Annotated in this window: 14 protein-coding genes; 8 read left to right on the top strand and 6 right to left on the bottom strand. The window is 72.4% G+C overall.

Annotated features, from left to right (window positions below; translation table 11 throughout):
* Positions 1-149: 149 nt before the first annotated feature.
* The 3 genes from ABZ857_RS37630 to ABZ857_RS37620 all read right to left on the bottom strand — a co-directional run bounded on the left by ABZ857_RS37630 (position 150) and on the right by ABZ857_RS37620 (position 3,004).
* Entirely contained in the window at positions 150-353 is a 204-nt protein-coding gene (locus ABZ857_RS37630) for a cold-shock protein (protein WP_357053453.1), read from the bottom strand.
* Positions 354-564: 211 nt separating this feature from the next.
* On the bottom strand, positions 565-1,518 hold the full coding sequence (locus tag ABZ857_RS37625) for an aminoglycoside phosphotransferase family protein (RefSeq protein WP_357053447.1): 954 nt from the start codon (positions 1,516-1,518) through the stop codon (positions 565-567).
* A gap of 7 nt (positions 1,519-1,525) precedes the next feature.
* On the bottom strand, positions 1,526-3,004 hold the full coding sequence (locus ABZ857_RS37620) for an XRE family transcriptional regulator (RefSeq protein WP_357053444.1): 1,479 nt from the start codon (positions 3,002-3,004) through the stop codon (positions 1,526-1,528).
* A gap of 241 nt (positions 3,005-3,245) precedes the next feature.
* Here ABZ857_RS37620 and ABZ857_RS37615 point away from each other — a divergent pair, with 241 nt between their 5' ends.
* Positions 3,246-3,533: a hypothetical protein gene (locus ABZ857_RS37615; RefSeq protein ID WP_079315904.1), complete on the top strand. Its 288-nt coding sequence runs from the start codon at positions 3,246-3,248 to the stop codon at positions 3,531-3,533.
* Positions 3,534-3,567: 34 nt separating this feature from the next.
* On the opposite strand, the gene ABZ857_RS37610 is transcribed toward ABZ857_RS37615, so the two are convergent.
* Complete coding sequence (locus tag ABZ857_RS37610) at positions 3,568-4,311, bottom strand: DUF427 domain-containing protein (RefSeq protein WP_357053441.1); 744 nt, start codon at positions 4,309-4,311, stop codon at positions 3,568-3,570.
* 126 nt (positions 4,312-4,437) lie between these two features.
* Between ABZ857_RS37610 and cysS the strand changes: the two genes are divergently transcribed.
* Together cysS and ABZ857_RS37600 are read left to right on the top strand one after the other, a co-directional pair.
* Positions 4,438-5,793: a cysteine--tRNA ligase gene (cysS, locus tag ABZ857_RS37605; RefSeq protein WP_357053438.1), complete on the top strand. Its 1,356-nt coding sequence runs from the start codon at positions 4,438-4,440 to the stop codon at positions 5,791-5,793.
* A gap of 158 nt (positions 5,794-5,951) precedes the next feature.
* Entirely contained in the window at positions 5,952-6,749 is a 798-nt protein-coding gene (locus tag ABZ857_RS37600) for a calcium-binding protein (protein ID WP_357053435.1), read from the top strand.
* Between the two features lie 256 nt (positions 6,750-7,005).
* Here ABZ857_RS37600 and ABZ857_RS37595 read toward each other — a convergent pair whose 3' ends face one another.
* On the bottom strand, positions 7,006-8,133 hold the full coding sequence (locus ABZ857_RS37595; RefSeq protein ID WP_357053432.1) for a glycosyltransferase family 4 protein: 1,128 nt from the start codon (positions 8,131-8,133) through the stop codon (positions 7,006-7,008).
* A gap of 161 nt (positions 8,134-8,294) precedes the next feature.
* On the opposite strand from ABZ857_RS37595, the gene ABZ857_RS37590 reads away from it, so the two are divergent.
* The 5 genes from ABZ857_RS37590 to ABZ857_RS37570 all read left to right on the top strand — a co-directional run bounded on the left by ABZ857_RS37590 (position 8,295) and on the right by ABZ857_RS37570 (position 15,505).
* Positions 8,295-9,104 carry a PIG-L family deacetylase gene (locus ABZ857_RS37590; RefSeq protein WP_357053429.1) on the top strand — a complete coding sequence of 270 codons (810 nt, stop codon included), beginning with the start codon at positions 8,295-8,297 and terminating at the stop codon, positions 9,102-9,104.
* Between the two features lie 98 nt (positions 9,105-9,202).
* Complete coding sequence (locus ABZ857_RS37585) at positions 9,203-10,288, top strand: lysylphosphatidylglycerol synthase domain-containing protein (RefSeq protein ID WP_357053426.1); 1,086 nt, start codon at positions 9,203-9,205, stop codon at positions 10,286-10,288.
* A gap of 170 nt (positions 10,289-10,458) precedes the next feature.
* A complete protein-coding gene (locus tag ABZ857_RS37580; protein ID WP_357053423.1) occupies positions 10,459-13,818 on the top strand; it encodes a BTAD domain-containing putative transcriptional regulator in 3,360 nt (1,119 codons plus the stop codon).
* 258 nt (positions 13,819-14,076) lie between these two features.
* Positions 14,077-14,583, top strand: a complete 507-nt coding sequence (locus ABZ857_RS37575; RefSeq protein WP_357053420.1) for a VTT domain-containing protein — start codon at positions 14,077-14,079, stop codon at positions 14,581-14,583.
* Positions 14,576-15,505 (top strand): D-alanyl-D-alanine carboxypeptidase family protein, encoded by a 930-nt coding sequence (locus ABZ857_RS37570; RefSeq protein ID WP_357053418.1) that lies wholly within the window; start codon positions 14,576-14,578, stop codon positions 15,503-15,505. The genes ABZ857_RS37575 and ABZ857_RS37570 overlap by 8 nt, the downstream gene beginning before the upstream one ends.
* Here ABZ857_RS37570 and ABZ857_RS37565 read toward each other — a convergent pair.
* The gene (locus tag ABZ857_RS37565) at positions 15,492-16,301 is read right to left on the bottom strand and encodes an RNA methyltransferase (RefSeq protein WP_357053415.1); all 810 of its coding nucleotides are present in this window, start codon (positions 16,299-16,301) and stop codon (positions 15,492-15,494) included. The genes ABZ857_RS37570 and ABZ857_RS37565 overlap by 14 nt on opposite strands.
* Between the last annotated feature and the right edge of the window lie 58 nt (positions 16,302-16,359).

Raw genomic sequence — 16,359 nt, 5'->3', positions numbered from 1 at the left:
CGCGTCCCCAACACAAAAACACAAGCCCGCCCCCCCGCCCGAGAAACAACCACACACCACCCGCGCCCCCCCCCCGCGGCCGGGCCCCCCCCCGACGTGGTGCCGCAGGCGCGGCCGGTCACGGCCGCGATGTCACCGTGAGTCACGTCCTAGAGCGGCGTGACCTGTTCGGCCTGCGGTCCCTTGGTGCCCTGAACGGTCACGTAGCTGACTCTCTGGTTCTGGTCCAGCGTCCGGTAACCGTTCGAGTTGATCGCCGAATAATGAACGAACACGTCAGCGGTGCCGTCGTCCGGAGCGATGAAACCGAAGCCCTTTTCGGCGTTGAACCACTTGACAGTGCCTTCAGACAACTGCTTCTCCTTCTTGGAAGCCACGCCATGTTCCCAGGTCAGGAACATGAGGCTGCACAGCGGATCCATTGCGCGACCGCGTGAGACGCTGGAAATGCGCGCACGTCCGCCGCCGGAGTGACCCGGGTGCGCTTTTTACAAACCATGTTTTCAGGAATTGTCCACTGCGACACTCGCAGCCTGTACGGAGAGTACCCACGATTACCCGAGGCTATGCCGGTGCCGCCATGTACCAGCGCGCGTGCCCGTCACCGCGCGTGAGCGAGTCGAGCCGCCGGGGCAGCTCCTGCCGGGAGAACGGGTCGCCGGAGGCGTTACGGATGTGGATGCCCACGGCGTACATGTCCCGCACCTCCATCAGCGTGCTGTAGCCGGGCCACAGCCGCAGGTCCGAGCCGTACGCGCGGGCGAACTCGTCCACGTCGGCCGCCGACAGGCCGAAGCGGCGCTGCCCGTGGTAGGTGTGCACCAGATCCCACTCGCGCGGGCCGACGGCCACCCCGTCCCAGTCGCACAGCACCACGTGCCCGTCCTGGCAGCGCAGCAGGTTGTCGATCCAGGCGTCGCCGTGCAGCAGCACCGGCGCGCCGGTGTCCAGGTCGCGCCAGCGCCCGGTGAGCTCCTCGATGCGGTCGCTCAGCCAGGACCGCTGGGCGGCGGTGAGGACCTCGGCCCGGTGCTCCACCGCGTGCCGCACCTCGGCGAGCGGGTCCGTGAGCGTCCGCAGCCCCACCGGCGGCACCGGCTCGCGGTGCAGGCTGCGCAGCACCCGGCCGAGCTGCCGGGTCGTCGGGCGGCCGCGGGAGGGGACGTACCGCCAGAAGGTGACTGCCCGGCCGTCGTGCACGATCGGCTGGTCGGCGATCTCGTCGGCGGGCCGCACGGTCGGAAAACCCCGGTCGGCGAGCCAGCGGGCGACCGCCACGACCACCGGCAGCCGGGTCAGCGCGTCCGGCGCGGTCGCGATCCGCACCACCATCTCCCCGCCCGCCCTGTCCCCGCCCGCCATGTCCCCGCCCGCCTGGCACCCGCGCAGCTTGAAGACCGCGTTGCTGCGCAACCGCAGGAGCTGCGCGCCCCGCGCGTCCATCCCGATCTTCGCGCAGACCTCGCGCAGGATCCCGAACGCCTCCTCGGCCAGCGGCGCCAGCTGCATCGTCCTCATGGCGGTTTCAGGCGTTCTCGGTCGCAGGGAAGTCCGCGGCGGGGAACAGCCCGCTGAGGGCGAGCGTGGGCGACGACTCCGACAGCACCCGCCGCAGGCGCCGTACGGCGGGCAGCCCGGGGTCGGCGTCCGCGAGCAGAGCCCTGGCCCGGGTGACGACGATCGAGGTGCGGTGCTCGGCGGGCACCTGCCGCAGCGCGTCCGCGGCGATCCTGCAGGCCTCCTCGTGGTCGCCGTGCCTGGCCAGGTGGCTCGCCTGGTCGAGCAGGATCAGCGCCGGGTCGATGGTCTGGAAGCCCGGGGGGAACCCGTCGATGCCCTGCACCTGCTGGGCGTCCCCCAGCTCGATCAGCGTGCCGGTGCGGTAGAACTTCATCCGCTTTTCCGTGAAGACGAAGGCCAGGTCGTCCTGGCTGATGCCGCGCATGCGGGCGAAGATCTGCTCCGCCTCGGCGAGCGCGATCCTGGCGGCCTTGCCGTCTCCCATCCTGGCCAGCGCGCGGGCCTCGGCCGCCGCCGCCAGCGCCGCCGGCGAGCTGGGGGCCGACCCGGCCAGCATCCGCGCCTCGCGGGCCAGCCGCACGGTCTCGTTCAGGTCGCCGTAGTAGTAGAGGAGCATGGTCTGCTGGGCCCGCACGAGTGCCCGCAGCCGCAGGTCGCCCACGTCGTCGGAGGCCGCGCGGGCGGTGCCGTACCAGGCGTGGGCCTGGCGGGTGTCGCCCAGCTTCATCAGCGCGTCGGCGGCGAGCAGGGTGAGCATCGTGGTCGCGGTGAGCAGGCGGCGCTGCACCGACGCCGGCTGGCGGGCGCCGCTCAGCCGGCGCACGTCGGAGATCTCCAGCATGACCCGGCAGAGCATCGGCGTCGGCGGGGTCGTCATGTACTCCCTGCGGTAGCGCAGCACCTGCTCGTCCAGCCGGTCGAGCTGGTCCTCGCTCACCGTGCCCGCGGCCAGCGTGCGGTCGAGGTCGTGGCGGAGGCCCTCGATCTCGGCGAAGAACCGGCCGCTCGGCGTGCCCATCAGCATCGCCTGGTGGAACAGCGCCCGGCGCTCCGCGTCGTCGGCGGCCGGGTCCTCGGCCCGGGCCTGCTCACCGGTCTGGCCCGGACCCACCACGACGATCTTCTGCCCGCCCGGGTCCTCGCAGTAGTCGGCGGCCAGGCCGAGCCGCACGGCGTTGGCCCGGTAGAGCCGGGCCAGCAGGTCGATGGTCTGCGGGCGCGGGCGGGCCCGGTTGTTCTCCCAGGCGTTCAGCAGGTCGATGCTCGCCCGCGGGTGGCCGAGGTTCTGCTGCTCGCACAGGTGCTCCAGCTCCTCGATCGCCTGCCTCGCCGACCATCCGCGGCCGAGCCTGTGGGCCTTCAGCAGGCTGACGCCGCAGCACCCGTGGATCGCCTGGACGGTCTGCCAGAGCGTCCACTGCCGTACCTGTGCCTGTTCGCGCCAGCGACGCGCGCAAGCGGGTGAGTGCTCTCCGCGGGCCATGTGCACGCCCTCCACTGGTGAAGCGGTCCCCGTTTACGGTTGTTTCCCCACGGTAAACGCGCAGGCACACAACCCCCCGTGACTGTTATGGCTTCGTGTTCGCGAACCCGCGTGTGTTCCACGGAATCCGGGTGAGTTCCCTGGTTATTGCACGGTTTCGGGGAATCCACGCGATTGCCGGTGGGTCGTTGCGGGTTCACCCTTTCCGGTGATAGGTCCTGACGTTCCCCGGAGGCTGACCATGACGACGGTAGACCGCAGCGAGGCGATGGACCACCTGGAGAGGCTCGCCGCGCAGCTCGAGGCCCACTCCTTCCAGGTACGCCTGACGGCGCCGGCCGGTCTCTATCCGCGTCTGCGCGTCATCAACCCCATGGAGCCCACGATGGCCGAGGACGTGCTCGCGTCCAACGCCAGCGACGGCGAGTGGTGGTACTGGCTGTCCTGGGCCGGCCGGATCGGCCACGCCTCCGACGTGGTCACCGCCGCCGAACGCATCGCGAGCGTCCTCCACGTCATCCGCCGCTGAAACGCCGAATGGCCTTCCTGCCGGCCGGAACGGGTCAGGCGAATTTGGACTTCGGGCGGTCCTGGAGAACGCCGTCGACGTACACGTCCACCTTCTCGTCGTAGAAGGCGACCAGCCCGGCGATCTTCTGGGACTCCGGGAGCGGCGTGGGATACGACCAGACGAGGTCCTTGCCGGACTCGTCATCGCCGACCGACCAGTACACCGCGCGGCCCTTGTACGGGCAGTGGGTCACGGTCTCGGACGGGCGCAGCAGGTCCAGCCGCACGTCGGTCTTGGGCAGGTAGTAGCGCGGCGGCAGGCCGGTCTCGAACAGGATGCGCGGGCTGCGCGAGTCGGCGACGGTCACGCCGCCCACCTCCACGCGGACGTGACGCGAACTGGCCAGGATGTCCACCCGCGTGTACGGGTCGCGGGCGTGGACGAAGACCTCCTCGTCCTCCTCGAACCAGTTGTCCATCGCGTTCCAGTCGAAGCGGACGTGGCCTCGGATCTGCTCCAGCGGCGCGTCGTCCCCATACACAAGGGCGGCGCCCGCCCGGCCGGCCACGTCGTGGACCGCCGCGTCGCCCCTGCTGGGCGAGTGCCGCGTCTCTCCGGTGGCCTTCAGCTCCTCCCCGCGGACGTCCTCCGCGGGGAAGTAGTACGTCGGGTAGTAGGGGACCTCCCAGACCAGCAGTGCCCGGGTGGTGTCGGCCACCGCCCGGCCCTCGACGTAGACGCGCACGCGCTTGGCCGTCGTCTCCACCCGGACGCGGCCCCGTTTCGTCGGCTCCATGCCTGCGCCAACCAGCGGGCGGATCGTCCTTATTCCCCGGCCTCACAATCGCCATTTCCCGGTGTGCGGGGCCGGGTCGGCCCGCGCTATCGACAGCGAGCGGATAAGTCGCTTACCCTCGGCTAGGTGGGTCTTCGCCTTTACGATACGCATCGCCGCGCCGTCCGCGATTTCGTCCCTCGAATTCCTGGAATTGTGTCGATTTATCTCTGCGGTCCCACCGTCGTCGTTCCGCCGCACGTGGGACAGCTCAGATCGCAGGTGAATTTCGACATCCTGCACCGATGGCTGAAAAGCAGCGGATACGAGGTCCTGCTCTGCCGGAACGTCACCGACATCGAGGACAAGATAATCGGCAGGTCCGTTTCCGAGGGGGTTCCCTGGTGGCGGATCACCGATCCCGTCCATCGCGCCTTCGTCCGCACCTACACCGCCCTGGGATGCCTTCCGCCCAGCGTGGAGCCGCGGGCGACGGGGCACATCCCGGAGATGATCGAGATGGTCGAGCAGCTCGTCGCGTCCGGGCACGCCTACGAGTCCGACGGCAACGTCTATTTCTCGGTCGGCTCCTACCCGAATTACGGGTCCCTCTCCCGGCAGCACGCCAGACACCTGCGGGCGGCCGATGAGAACGAGCGCGGAAAACGGGACCCGCGCGATTTCGCGCTCTGGAAGAGCGCGAAACCCGGCGAGCCGGTGTGGAACTCACCCTGGGGCGAGGGGCGCCCGGGGTGGCATCTGGAGTGTTCCGCGATGGCCCGCAGATATCTGGGCACGGAATTCGACATCCACGGCGGCGGGGCAAATCTCATATTTCCGCACCACGAGAACGAGATGGCCCAGTCACGGGCCGCCGGAGATTCGTTCGCGCGATTCTGGCTGCACAACGGGCCGGTAACCCATCGGGGCGAGAAGATACGCAAACACCTCCGCAACCCGCTGGCCGTCCCGGCCCTGCTCGACCGCGTACGGCCGGTCGAACTGCGCTATTACCTGGCGGCGGCCCATTACCGGTCGCCGGTGGAATTCAGCCCCGGCTCCCTGGACGAGGCGGCGGCGGCCTACCGGCGCGTCGAGAGGTTCGTCCTACGGGTGGCCTCCGACGCCGCCGCACCCCTTCCCCCGCAGTTCAGCGAGGCCATGGACAACGACCTGAACGTGCCGCAGGCCCTCGCGGCCGTCCACGGCGCAGTGGCCGAGGGCAACGCCGCACTGGCGTCCGGAGATCGCGATCGGGCGGCCGGGAAATGCCGGTCGGTCCGGGCCATGCTGAATGTCCTCGGCCTCGATCCGCTCAGCGATACCTGGCATCGGGAAACGCATCTGCAGGAAGTCGCGGGGGCCGTACTCCGGGTGGTCCGTAATCTCGCCGCCGCCAGCGCCCGACAGGGAGATCACGAACGCGCGCGGATCATGGAGCAGCACATCGAGAGGGCGCTCGCTAAACGGCGCCAAATCGAGCATGCCGCGCTTATCAGATAGATCTTGATCAGCCCGGGGAGTGAACGCTCACATCCTCGTCCGGGTCCGCACTCCGGCCTGGACCGTTCCCGTTCTCGCCGTGCCGCCTATTGACCCATCCCACGACGCGTACAACCCTGGGGGTTCACTCCACCCCGGTCCGTGTGAAGGGACTCCCCATGACCAGATCCCTGTCCGCACGCCGACGGCTGCTCGTGGCACCGGCGGCGATGCTGGCGCTCGCCGTTCCCTCGACCGGCGCGGCGGCGGCCGCGCCCGCCTACGCCGGCACGTGCACGGTCTCCCAGGCGACGCTCATCTACACGGCGGAGCCGGGGGTGGCCAACGAGGTGACCGTCCAGGCGCCCGGGCTCACCGGCTACTCCCTCGCGGTCCAGGACGACGCCGGCCCGATCAAGGGATGCAGCCCCGATCCCCGCAACGGGGAGGCCGTCCTGGTGGGCAACGTGATCAAGAAGATCAAGATCGTGGCCGGCGACGAGGACGACGTCGTCGTCATCGCGGCGGACATCAACGTCCCCCTGCCCACCGTGGTGTACGGCGGCGACGGCGACGACGAGCTCAGGGGCGGGCGCGGCAGGGACGACCTGCGCGGCGGCGACGGCGACGACGACCTGCGCGGCGGCGACGGCGACGACCGCCTGCGCGGCGAGGCCGGCGACGACGTGCTGCGCGGGGGAAACAACGACGACACCCTCGACGGCGGCAAGGGCGCCGACGACGTACGCGGCGACGCCGGCGACGACGAGGTCAACGGCGGCGCCGGGGACGACGAACTGCGCGGGGGCGCGGGCGACGACGAGCTCAACGGCGGCGCGGGCGCCGACGACCTGAGCGGCAACGCCGGCGACGACGAGCTGAACGGCGGGGCGGGCGCCGACGTCCTCAACGGCGGGGCCGGCACCGACGACTGCAACGGCGGCCCGGGCGCGGACAGGACCACCGCGTGCGAGTAGTCCCCGGCGGGCCGTCCCTGACGCGCGGGTGACCGAACAGCGCACGTTACAAGAACAAGAACTGACGCGCGGAGGATAATCCTGGCCAATTCCTGGGAATCATGACGGCACCAGCTGACGGACACCCCCGAAAGGAGGGCCCCGATGAAGAAGGTGCAGATCGTGCCGCGACCGCGGCCGCCGAGAACTCCCGCCCCGATCGACCTGCGCACCCCCTCGGGCAGGGTCCTCCCCTACTAGACCCCGATGCCCCGGATCAGCTTCTGGCCAGTTCGTAGCAGGCGGCGAAGCCCTCCAGCACGGCGGGCCAGGAGCACCGGACCGGCTCCGTCTCCCGGTTGTGCTCGGCGATCGACTGACGCAGGGCGGAGTCGCGGGCCAGCCGTACGACCGAGGCGACGAGGTCGTCGAACGTGCGGCCCAGCAGTCCCTCCTTGCCCGGCCTGATGAAGTCGGCCACGCCGCTCTGCGCCCGCGCGACCACCGGCACGCCGGCCGCGCGAGCCTCCAGCGCGGCCAGGCCGAACGACTCGCGCGGGGCCGGGGCCACGAACACGTCGGCCACGGCCAGCAGGTCCTTGATCTGCTCCCGGCTGTACCTGCCCGGCATGGACACCCAGCCCATCCGGCGCGCCCGCAGGTAGCGCTCCATGCGCCCGCGGGCCGGGCCGTCGCCCACGATCGTCGCGCGCATCGCGACGTCCCTGGGCACCCGGCCGCGCGCCGTCTCCAGCAGCTTGAGCAGCCGCAACGGCTGCTTGCGCGGCGCCAGCCTGCCGACCGCCACCACATGGACGGCGTCGTCCACCGGCCCGTCCCCACTGTCCCGGGCGGAACTGTCCCCTGCGGAACTGTCCCGCCCGGGCCGCCACGAGGTCACGTCCAGGCCGTTCGACACCACCTTCACGGGCACGCGGGGCCCTGCCACGGCGCGGATGGGGCGCGCGGCGGCCTCGCTGACCGCGGTGAGGACCAGGCCCCAGCGGCGCCACTCGAAGGCCGCCTCCAGCGCCCGGTAGACGCCCCGGGTGACCGGATCCCACATGCTGTGCACGGTCGCGACCACCGGCAGCCCGGCACGGACCGCCGCGCGCACCCCCATCCACGCGAACGGCGAGACCGCCCCCGTGTGGACGTGCACCACGTCGAACCGTCCGCTCGTCATGATCCGGAGCAGGTGGGACGTGCCGCGCGGGTGGACGGGCAGGTCGAACGGGAGGTTCGCGACAACCCGGTGCACGCCGGACAGCCGCTCCCCCGGCGTCGCCGTCACCACCTCGACCGTGTGGCCCGCCTCGCGCTGGGCCCTGACGAGGTCGGCGACCTGCACCTCGATCCCCCCGAGCCGCGGCAGGTAGCAGTCGCTGACGTGAAGAATCCTCACCGCCTCAGCGTGGCAGAGCGCGCCACGCCCATCAAACCGCATGCCTGTTCACACTGCTCACAGGGAGGGCGGCGTCACGCGACCTGGGCCACGTGGGATCATGGGCGGAACCGGCGGCGCAGACGAGTGGAGCACGCGATGACGACGTTCCGTGGGGCGCGATGAGGACGGCGGTGTTCTTCCACGCCCATCCCGACGATGAGGCGCTGCTGACCGCCGGGACCATGGCCATGCTGGCGAACGAGGGGCACCGCGTGGTGCTCGTCGTCGCGACGGCCGGCGAGCGCGGTCTCGCCGATCTCCCCCACGGCGAGGAGCTGGGCAGGGCCCGCATGGACGAGTTGCACCGCTCGGCCGCGGCGCTGGGCTGCGCCCGGGTCGTGCTGCTCGGCTACGGCGACTCGGGCCTGGCGATCGACGGCGGGGTGGCCGACGACCGGCCGGACAACGCGTTCATCGACGCCGACATCGAGGAGGCGGCGCAGCGGCTGGCCTCGGTGCTCAAGGAGGAGACGGCCGACCTGCTCACGATCTACGACCCGGCCGGCGGCTACGGCCACCCCGACCACGTGCAGGTCTACCGGGTCGGAAGCCGGGCCGCCGAGATCGCGGGCACGCCCATCGTGCTGGAGGCGACGGTCGACCGCGACCTGCTGCTCAAGGGCGTACGGCTGGCCTCCCGGTTCTACCCGGCGATCGACGTGCGGAGCTTCGAGCGGGCCTACTCGCCCCGGGAGGCGATCACCCACCGGGTCAACGTGCGCAAGTACGCCAGGGCGAAGCGGGCGGCGATGGCGGCCCACTCCAGCCAGGCCACCGGCGGCGACGGCGAGCGCACGCTGGGCGCGATGCTGAAGATCCCCGGATTCGCCTACCGCTTCGTCTTCGGCACCGAGTGGTACGTGCGCCGCGGCCTGCCCCGCGGCACCCGCCTGCGGCATCCGTTCGACGGCCCCCAGGGCACCCCCTAGAACGGCCTAAGGGTCGCGATCCTCCGTCAGGAGGAGTCGGCCGTCCCCGGGGCCCGGCAGACTGGAGGGGACCGACACCGGACTGGGGGCGTACGCGGGTGAACAGGAAGTGGCTGCAGATCGCGCTGTCCGTGGTGTCGCTCGGGCTGGCCACGGCGCTGGTGGTCTATCTCCCGCAGATCGTGCACACGCTCACCGGCGCCACCGTGAGCTGGACGGAGATCGGCCACCAGTTCGGCGGTCTCGGGTGGCACACGATCGCGCTGATGACCGTCCTGTGGCTGGCGAGCCTGTGGGCGTACACGTTCGTGATGACCTCCGCGCTGCCCGGCCTCACGCACATGCAGGCGCTCACGCTCAACGCGGCGGGAAGCGCGGTCAGCAACCTGCTGCCGTTCGGCGGTGCCGCGGGCGTGGCCCTCACGTTCGGGATGACCCGCGGCTGGGGCTTCGCCAACCGGCCGATCGTCGTCTACACGCTGGTCACCGGCATCTGGAACTCGCTGTTCCGGTTCATCCTGCCCGCCGTGGGGATCCTGTGCCTGCTGATCGCGGGCAAGGCCACCAATCCCACAGTCGCCAACGCCGGCTGGGTCGGCGCGATCTCGATTCTCGTGCTGGTGGCCGTGGTGGCCGCCGCCCTCTACTGGGACCGCGCCGCCGCCGTCCTCGGCCGCGTCCTCGACGCGATCGTACGGCTCGCGCCCCGGCGGTTCCGCCCGGCCGAGCACGCGGCCTCGGCGGCGATCGAACGCCTGCGCAGGGACACGGCCGACATCATCCACAGCCGGTGGGCGGGCCTGTCGCTCGGGATGGTCGCCTTCCTCGTCCTGCAGTGCCTGATCATGGCCGCCTGCCTGATCGCCACCGACTCCTACCCGGGGCCGGCCGAGACCGTCGCCGTCTTCGCACTCAGCCGCGTCCTCACCACCGCCCTCGTCACGCCCAGCGGAGCGGGGATCATGGAGGGGGGCGTCGCCACGCTGCTGATCGGGGCGTTCGGCCAGCCCGCCGGTGGGGCCACCGCGGCCGCCGTGCTGTTCGGCTTCTGGACGTACACCATCGAGATCCCGTGGGGCGGGCTCGCGCTCGGCGGATGGGCCCTGCTGCGCAGGCGGGAGACCCGCGCCGCGGCCGCCGGGGCGGGCTCCGCCGCGTCCCCGCACCGCACCCGCGTCCGCTGATCAACTGCGGGTCACCCTGCTGATCTCCTAAACTCGCGGGGCGAGAAGGTGAGGGTGTCCGGGTTGGTGAATGCCTTGTGCCCCTGCGCGGGCGCGCATACGGTTGCGCCTGACATGGATCGGCAAGTGGCGGCCGGCAGGCACGACGCACGACAGCGGAGGAGCGCCCGATGAGCCCCCCGACGAGCCCGGTGGCGTTCCGGGTCCTCGGGCCGGTCGGGGCGCACGACGGCGCCGACGAGCTCGACCTCGGCGGGCTGCGGCAGCGGGCGGTGCTGGCCCGCCTGCTCGTGGCGCGCGGCCAGGTCGTGCCCGTGGACACCCTGCTGTTCGACCTGTGGGACGACGACACCGCCAAGGGCGCCCAGTCGGGGTTACAGGTCTACATCTCCCGGCTGCGCCGCGTGCTTGAGCCGAACCGCCCGCGCGGCGGGCCCAACCGCCTGCTCGTGACCGTCGCGTCGGGGTACGCCCTGCGCGCCGCCCCGGAGCAGGTCGACGCGCTGCGTTTCGAGGCCGTGGTCCGCTCGGCCGGGGAGCGGCTGGAGGAGAGCCCACAGGCCGCCCGGGCCCGGCTGGACTCGGCGCTCGCGCTGTGGCAGGGCACGCCGTACTCGGACTTCGCCGACCAGCCCTGGGCGGAGGCCGAGGTGGCGCGGCTGAGCGAGCTGCGCCTGGTGGCCAGGGAGCGGCACGCCGACGCCGGGCTGCGGATGGGCCTGCACGCCGAGACCGTGCCCGACCTGGAGGCGCTGACCAACGAGCACGCCCTGCGCGAGGAGGGCTGGCGGCTGCTCGCGCTGGGCCTGTACCGGTGCGGGCGGCAGGGTGACGCGCTCGCCGCGTTGCGCCGGGCCCGCACGATCCTGTCCGACGAGCTGGGCATCGACCCCGGGCCGGCGCTGCGAAAGCTGGAGTCGGACATCCTGGCCCAGGACCCCGGGCTCGACCTCGTGCTCCCCGCGCCCCGGCGGCCCGCCGAGATCACCGCGACCTGGCCGCCCCGGCCGCTCGCCACCGGCGACGCCCCGCCGCTGGAACCCGAGCCGTTCGTCGGCCGCGACGCCGAACTGGCCGCGCTCACCGCCGCCGCGCCCCGCGCCCAGGCGGGCCGGTTCACCGTCGCCGTGGTCAGCGGCGATCCCGGCGCGGGGAAGACGACGCTGGTGCGGCGGCTGTTCGAGCGGCTGGAGGGTGACGGCTGGATAGGGGCGACCGGAGGCTGCCCCGACAGCACGGCGACCCCGCCCGGCTGGGCCTGGGTCGAGGTGCTGCGCGCCCTCGTCGCCCGCAGGGGCGCGGGCGAGTACGCCGCGCTGCTCGCGCCGCTGCTCGACGACGCCGCCGCCGGAAGCCGATCGACGACCGCCGACGACGAGGCGTCGGGCGGTTTCCGGCTGCACCGGGCCGTCGGCGGCTACCTGTCGGCCGTGGCGCGCGAGGCCCCGCTGCTGATCCTCCTGGAGGACCTGCACTGGGCCGACGACCAGACGCTGGCGCTGCTGCGCGCGCTGCCCAGCCTGCTCGCGGCCAGCCGCGTGCTCGTCGTGGTCACCTGCCGCGACGGCGAGCTGAACGACCAGCAGCAGGACGTGCTGGCCGCGCTGGCCAGGCTCGACCCCGTACGCGTCGGGCTCGGCGGCCTCGACGACGCCGCGGTGGCGGAGCTCGTCCGGGCGACCTGCGTGCACGAGGTGGACGACGAGGTCGTCAGCACGATCGTCGAGCGAGCCGGGGGCAACCCGTTCTTCGTCAAGGAGACGGCCCGGCTGTTCGAGGCCGAGGCCGACATCTCCGAGGTGCCCTCGGGCGTGCGCGACGTGTTGCGGCGGCGGATCGCCCGGCTGCCCGAGCGGGCCCAGCAGGTGCTGCTGCAGGCCGCCGTGATCGGCCGGGACGTGGACGTGGACGTGCTGGTCGACGTGTCCGGCGACGAGGACGCCGTGGTGGACGCGGTCGAGGCGGCGCTGCTCGCCGGGCTGGTGACCGAGCCGGGCCCCGGCCTGCTCAGGTTCGACCACGACCTGGTCAGGGACACGATCTACTCGGACGCCTCCCGGCTGCGCCGCTCGCGCCTGCACGGCGCGGTCGCCTCGGTGATCGAGCAGCGCAGCCCGAACGACGTGGCCGCGCTGGCCCACCACTACGACGCGGCGGGCACCGTGGAGACCGCCGCGAAGGCCGTACGGTACGCCGGGCTGGCGGCCGAGCAGGCCGAGCGCAGGTTCGCCCACCGGGAGGCGGCCACGCTCTGGCAGCAGGCCATCGCCGCCTTCGACCGGGCGCACGGCGGCCGGGGGCCCGTACGCGACCGGCTGGAGCTACAGCTGCGGATGATCAGAGCGCTGGCGCTGTGCGGGGACATGACCGCCGCCCGCGCGCACCGGGGGGAGGCGATGTCGGTCGCGCTGCCGCTCGGCGATCTGGAGCTGACCGCCCGGGTCGCGGCGGCGCTCGCGGTGCCGCACAAGGGCATCGCCCGCGACTTCACCCGCACGGCCTGGGAGATCGTCGACGTCACCGAGAAGGCGCTGGTCGAGCTGCCGGAGGGCGAGCAGTCCCTGCGGGCCAGCCTGCTCGCGACGCTGGCGCTGGAGCTGGAGGGGTCGGCCACCGAGCGCGGCTACCAGGCGTCGCTGGAGGCCGAGGAGCTGGCCAGGTCGAGCGGCGACCCCGCGCTGCTGGCGATGGCGCTGAGCGGACGGCTGCGGCAGTCGTACACGCTGACGCAGGTCGACGAGCGCGAGACCATCGGCCGCGAGCTGCTGCGGGTCGGGGCGGAGTCGGGCCAGATCGCGGTGCAGACGCTGGCGCACCTCGTGCTGCTGGAGTGCGCGGCGGCCCGCGGCGACTTCGCCGAGGCCGACGAGCACCTCGGGCAGGCCGAACGCCTCGGACGGCAGTACGCCCTGCCCGCCCCCGCGGCCGTCGGCGCGTGGTACGCCGGGCAGCGGCTGATGATCACCGGTGACTACGCGGGGGCCGAGCGGGCGTACCGGAACGCGGCGCGGCTGACCGCGCGGGCCGGCATGCTCGAAGGCCGCCAGGACCTGCCGCTGATCGCCACGTTCTGCCTCCACCTGGTGGACGGGCGGGCCGCCGAGATGGCCGATCCGCTGGGCGAGGCCCACCAGCGCGGCGCGAAGTGGACCCTCGACGCCTACGCCGTGGCGCTCGCCTCGGCCGGGCACGTCAGGGACGCCCAGGTGGTGGCCACGAGCCGGGAACCGGTCCGCACCGACTTCCTCTACGAGCTCGCCCTCATCTGGCGGGCCCTCGCCGGGATGCTGCTCGACGACGAGGGCAGGATGCGGGAGGCGTACGAGAAGCTGGCGCCGTTCCGCGACCGCATCGCCGGGGCCGGCACCGGCGTGGTCGCCCTGTGGCCGGTGGCGAAGACGCTCGGCGACCTCGCCGTACGGCTCGGCCTGCCGGCCCGGGACCACTACGAGAAGGCGCTGGCCGTGGCCGAGCGGGTGGGCGTGCCCCGCTGGGTCGCCGAGGCCCGTGAGGCGCTCGCCGGCACGTAAGAAGGGAGGCAACGTTCGCCGGAGGCGAAGGGAGGCGACGTTTGCCGGAGGCGAAGGGAGGCAGAGTTCGCGAAGGCCCCTGTCTCATCGCGAACCCGTCGCCTCGTCCCCTCAGGTGTACGGCGGGCGGATTGATCACCAGTTGCCATTCGGTTGCAATCGGTGCGATCGGGGACGCTAAGGTGAGGCTTGCCTAATGACTGCCCCCATGACCGGCGGTGAGAGCACGTGCGGATTCCTGACCCTACGGCCGCCTCCGTGTTCGGCCTCCCTCTGTGGCTGGTCGTCGCGGTCGGCGCGGTCGCCCTGTTCGGCGCGTTCCAGGTGTACTACTGGGTCGGCCGCAGGCTCGGCGAGGCGCTCTACCGCTCGCGGATGGGCCGCAGGATCGGCCGGGAGCGGATCGCGCGCGTGGAGAACGTGGTGCGCCGGTGGGGCGCGCTCGCCGTCTACGGCTGCTTCTGGGTGCCGGGCCTGCGGCACACGCTGCCGTGGGTCGCCGGGGCGCTGCGGGTGGACTACCGCTGGTATCTGGTGGCCAGCGCGCTCGGCTGCCTCACCTGGGTGCCGGTGACCTCCTTCGGCCTCTACTCGCTCCTGTGGGCCTGGCTGTCGCTGGCGGCCCGGTCCCCCGCGCTGGCCGCCGCCGCCGTCGCCGTCGTGGCCCTGGCCGCCGCCCTCCTCGTACGGCGCCGCCGGAGGAGGGGCCGGAACGGGGGCGCACCCGCCGCGCCCGAAGCCGTGCGATCATGTCGGGATGCGTAACGGGGTACTCATCGCGCTGGCCGCCGCCCTCGTCACGGCAGGGGCCGCCGCCGCACCCGCCCAGGCCGCGCCAACCAAGACCACGTCCATCCAGACCACGCCCACCAAAACCACGCAGGCTCCGTCGGTCACGGCCACGGAGGCCTACCTCATGGACACCACGGAGGGAACGGTCCAGTTCGCCAAGCGCGAGACGCGCCGGGTGCCGATCGCGAGCCTGACCAAGGTCATGACCGCCTACGTGGTCCGGCGGCAGGCCCGGCTGGACGACATGGTGACCATCACCAAGAGCGACGTACGGTACGCCACGGCCGGCGGGGCCACCACGGCGGGCCTGCGGGAGGGCGAGCGGCTCACGGTGCGTGAACTGCTCTACGGGCTCATGCTCCCCTCGGGCGCGGACGCCGCGCACGCCCTGGCCGAGAAGTACGGCCCGGGGACGGCGAAGTTCGTCGCCAAGATGAACGACGCGGCGCGGCGTCTCGGCCTGCGTGACACCCGCTACGCCAATCCCGACGGGCTGCCGTCGAAGGGATACTCCACCGCCCGCGACCAGGCGACGCTGGCCACGGCGGCGCTGCGCGACCCCGTGATCGCGTCCATCGCCAAGACGCCCAAGCGGGTGGTCGGGAAGTCGGGCCTCCACCGGGCCCACGTGTGGCGCAACACCAACGACCTGCTGGACGACGGCGCGGTGGGGCTGAAGACCGGCTTCACCAACCAGGCCGGCTACTGCCTGTCGTTCGCCGCCGTCCGGGGCGGGCGCACGTACGTGGGGGTCGTGCTGGGCGAGCGCAGCGACAAGGCGAGGTTCGCCACGGCCCGCAAGCTGCTCGACTGGGTCGGCCAGGGCGCCGGCGAGGGCGCCGAGTCGGGGGCCGAGTCGGGGGCCGAGTCGGGGGCCGAGGTCACGCTCCCCTGAGCAGGCCGTGGCAGGCGACGGCCGCGGCGGCCACCACGTTCAGGGAGTCGACGCCGAGGTCCATCGCCCGTGGGCTCATCGGGATGCACACGGGCTGGTCGGCCTCGTGCAGCCAGTGGGACGACAGCCCGTCGCCCTCCGAGCCGAGCATCAGCGCGACCCGGCCGGACAGCGGGGCCTTGTCCAGCGGCACGGCCGACTGGTCGGGCGTGAGCGCCAGCAGGCGGAACCCGGCCGCCCTGAGCTCCGCCAGGCCGCCGTGCCAGTCGGTCATCCGGGCGTACGGGATGGCGAAGACCGCCCCCATCGACACCTTGACGGCCCTGCGGTAGAGGGGGTCGGCGCAGCGTGGCGACAGCACGATCGCGCCGACGCCGAGCGCCGCCGCGCAGCGGAAGATGGCGCCCACGTTGCCGTGGTCGACCAGGTCCTCCAGGACGAGGATGCGCGGCCCCGCGCCCGTGAGGAGTTCGCCGACGGAGGGCAGCGGGGTGCGTTCCATCGCGGCGAGCGCGCCCCGGTGCACCTGGAAGCCGGTGATCCCCTCCATCACCCGGTCGGAGACCACATAGACGGTGGCTCCCCCGACGACGTCGGCCAGCGCGTCGAGCCACTTGGCCGTGGTCAGCACCGAGCGCACCGGATGGCCCGCGCCGACCGCCCGTCTGATGACCTTCTCGCCCTCGGCGACGAACAGCCCGCGCTCGCTCTCGACGCTCTTGCGCAGATCGACGTCGCGCAGCCGCACGTAGTCCGACAGGCGCGGATCCGCGGCGTCCTCGACCGGGATGACCACGGGGCCAGCGTACGGCCTGCCTAGAACACTCCCGCACACCAGGCGCAAATTATGACTT

Origin of the sequence: Microbispora sp. NPDC046933 (assembly GCF_040644635.1) — a bacterium.
GTDB lineage: Bacteria > Actinomycetota > Actinomycetes > Streptosporangiales > Streptosporangiaceae > Microbispora.
This window is presented reverse-complemented; position numbering and strand designations above follow the sequence as displayed.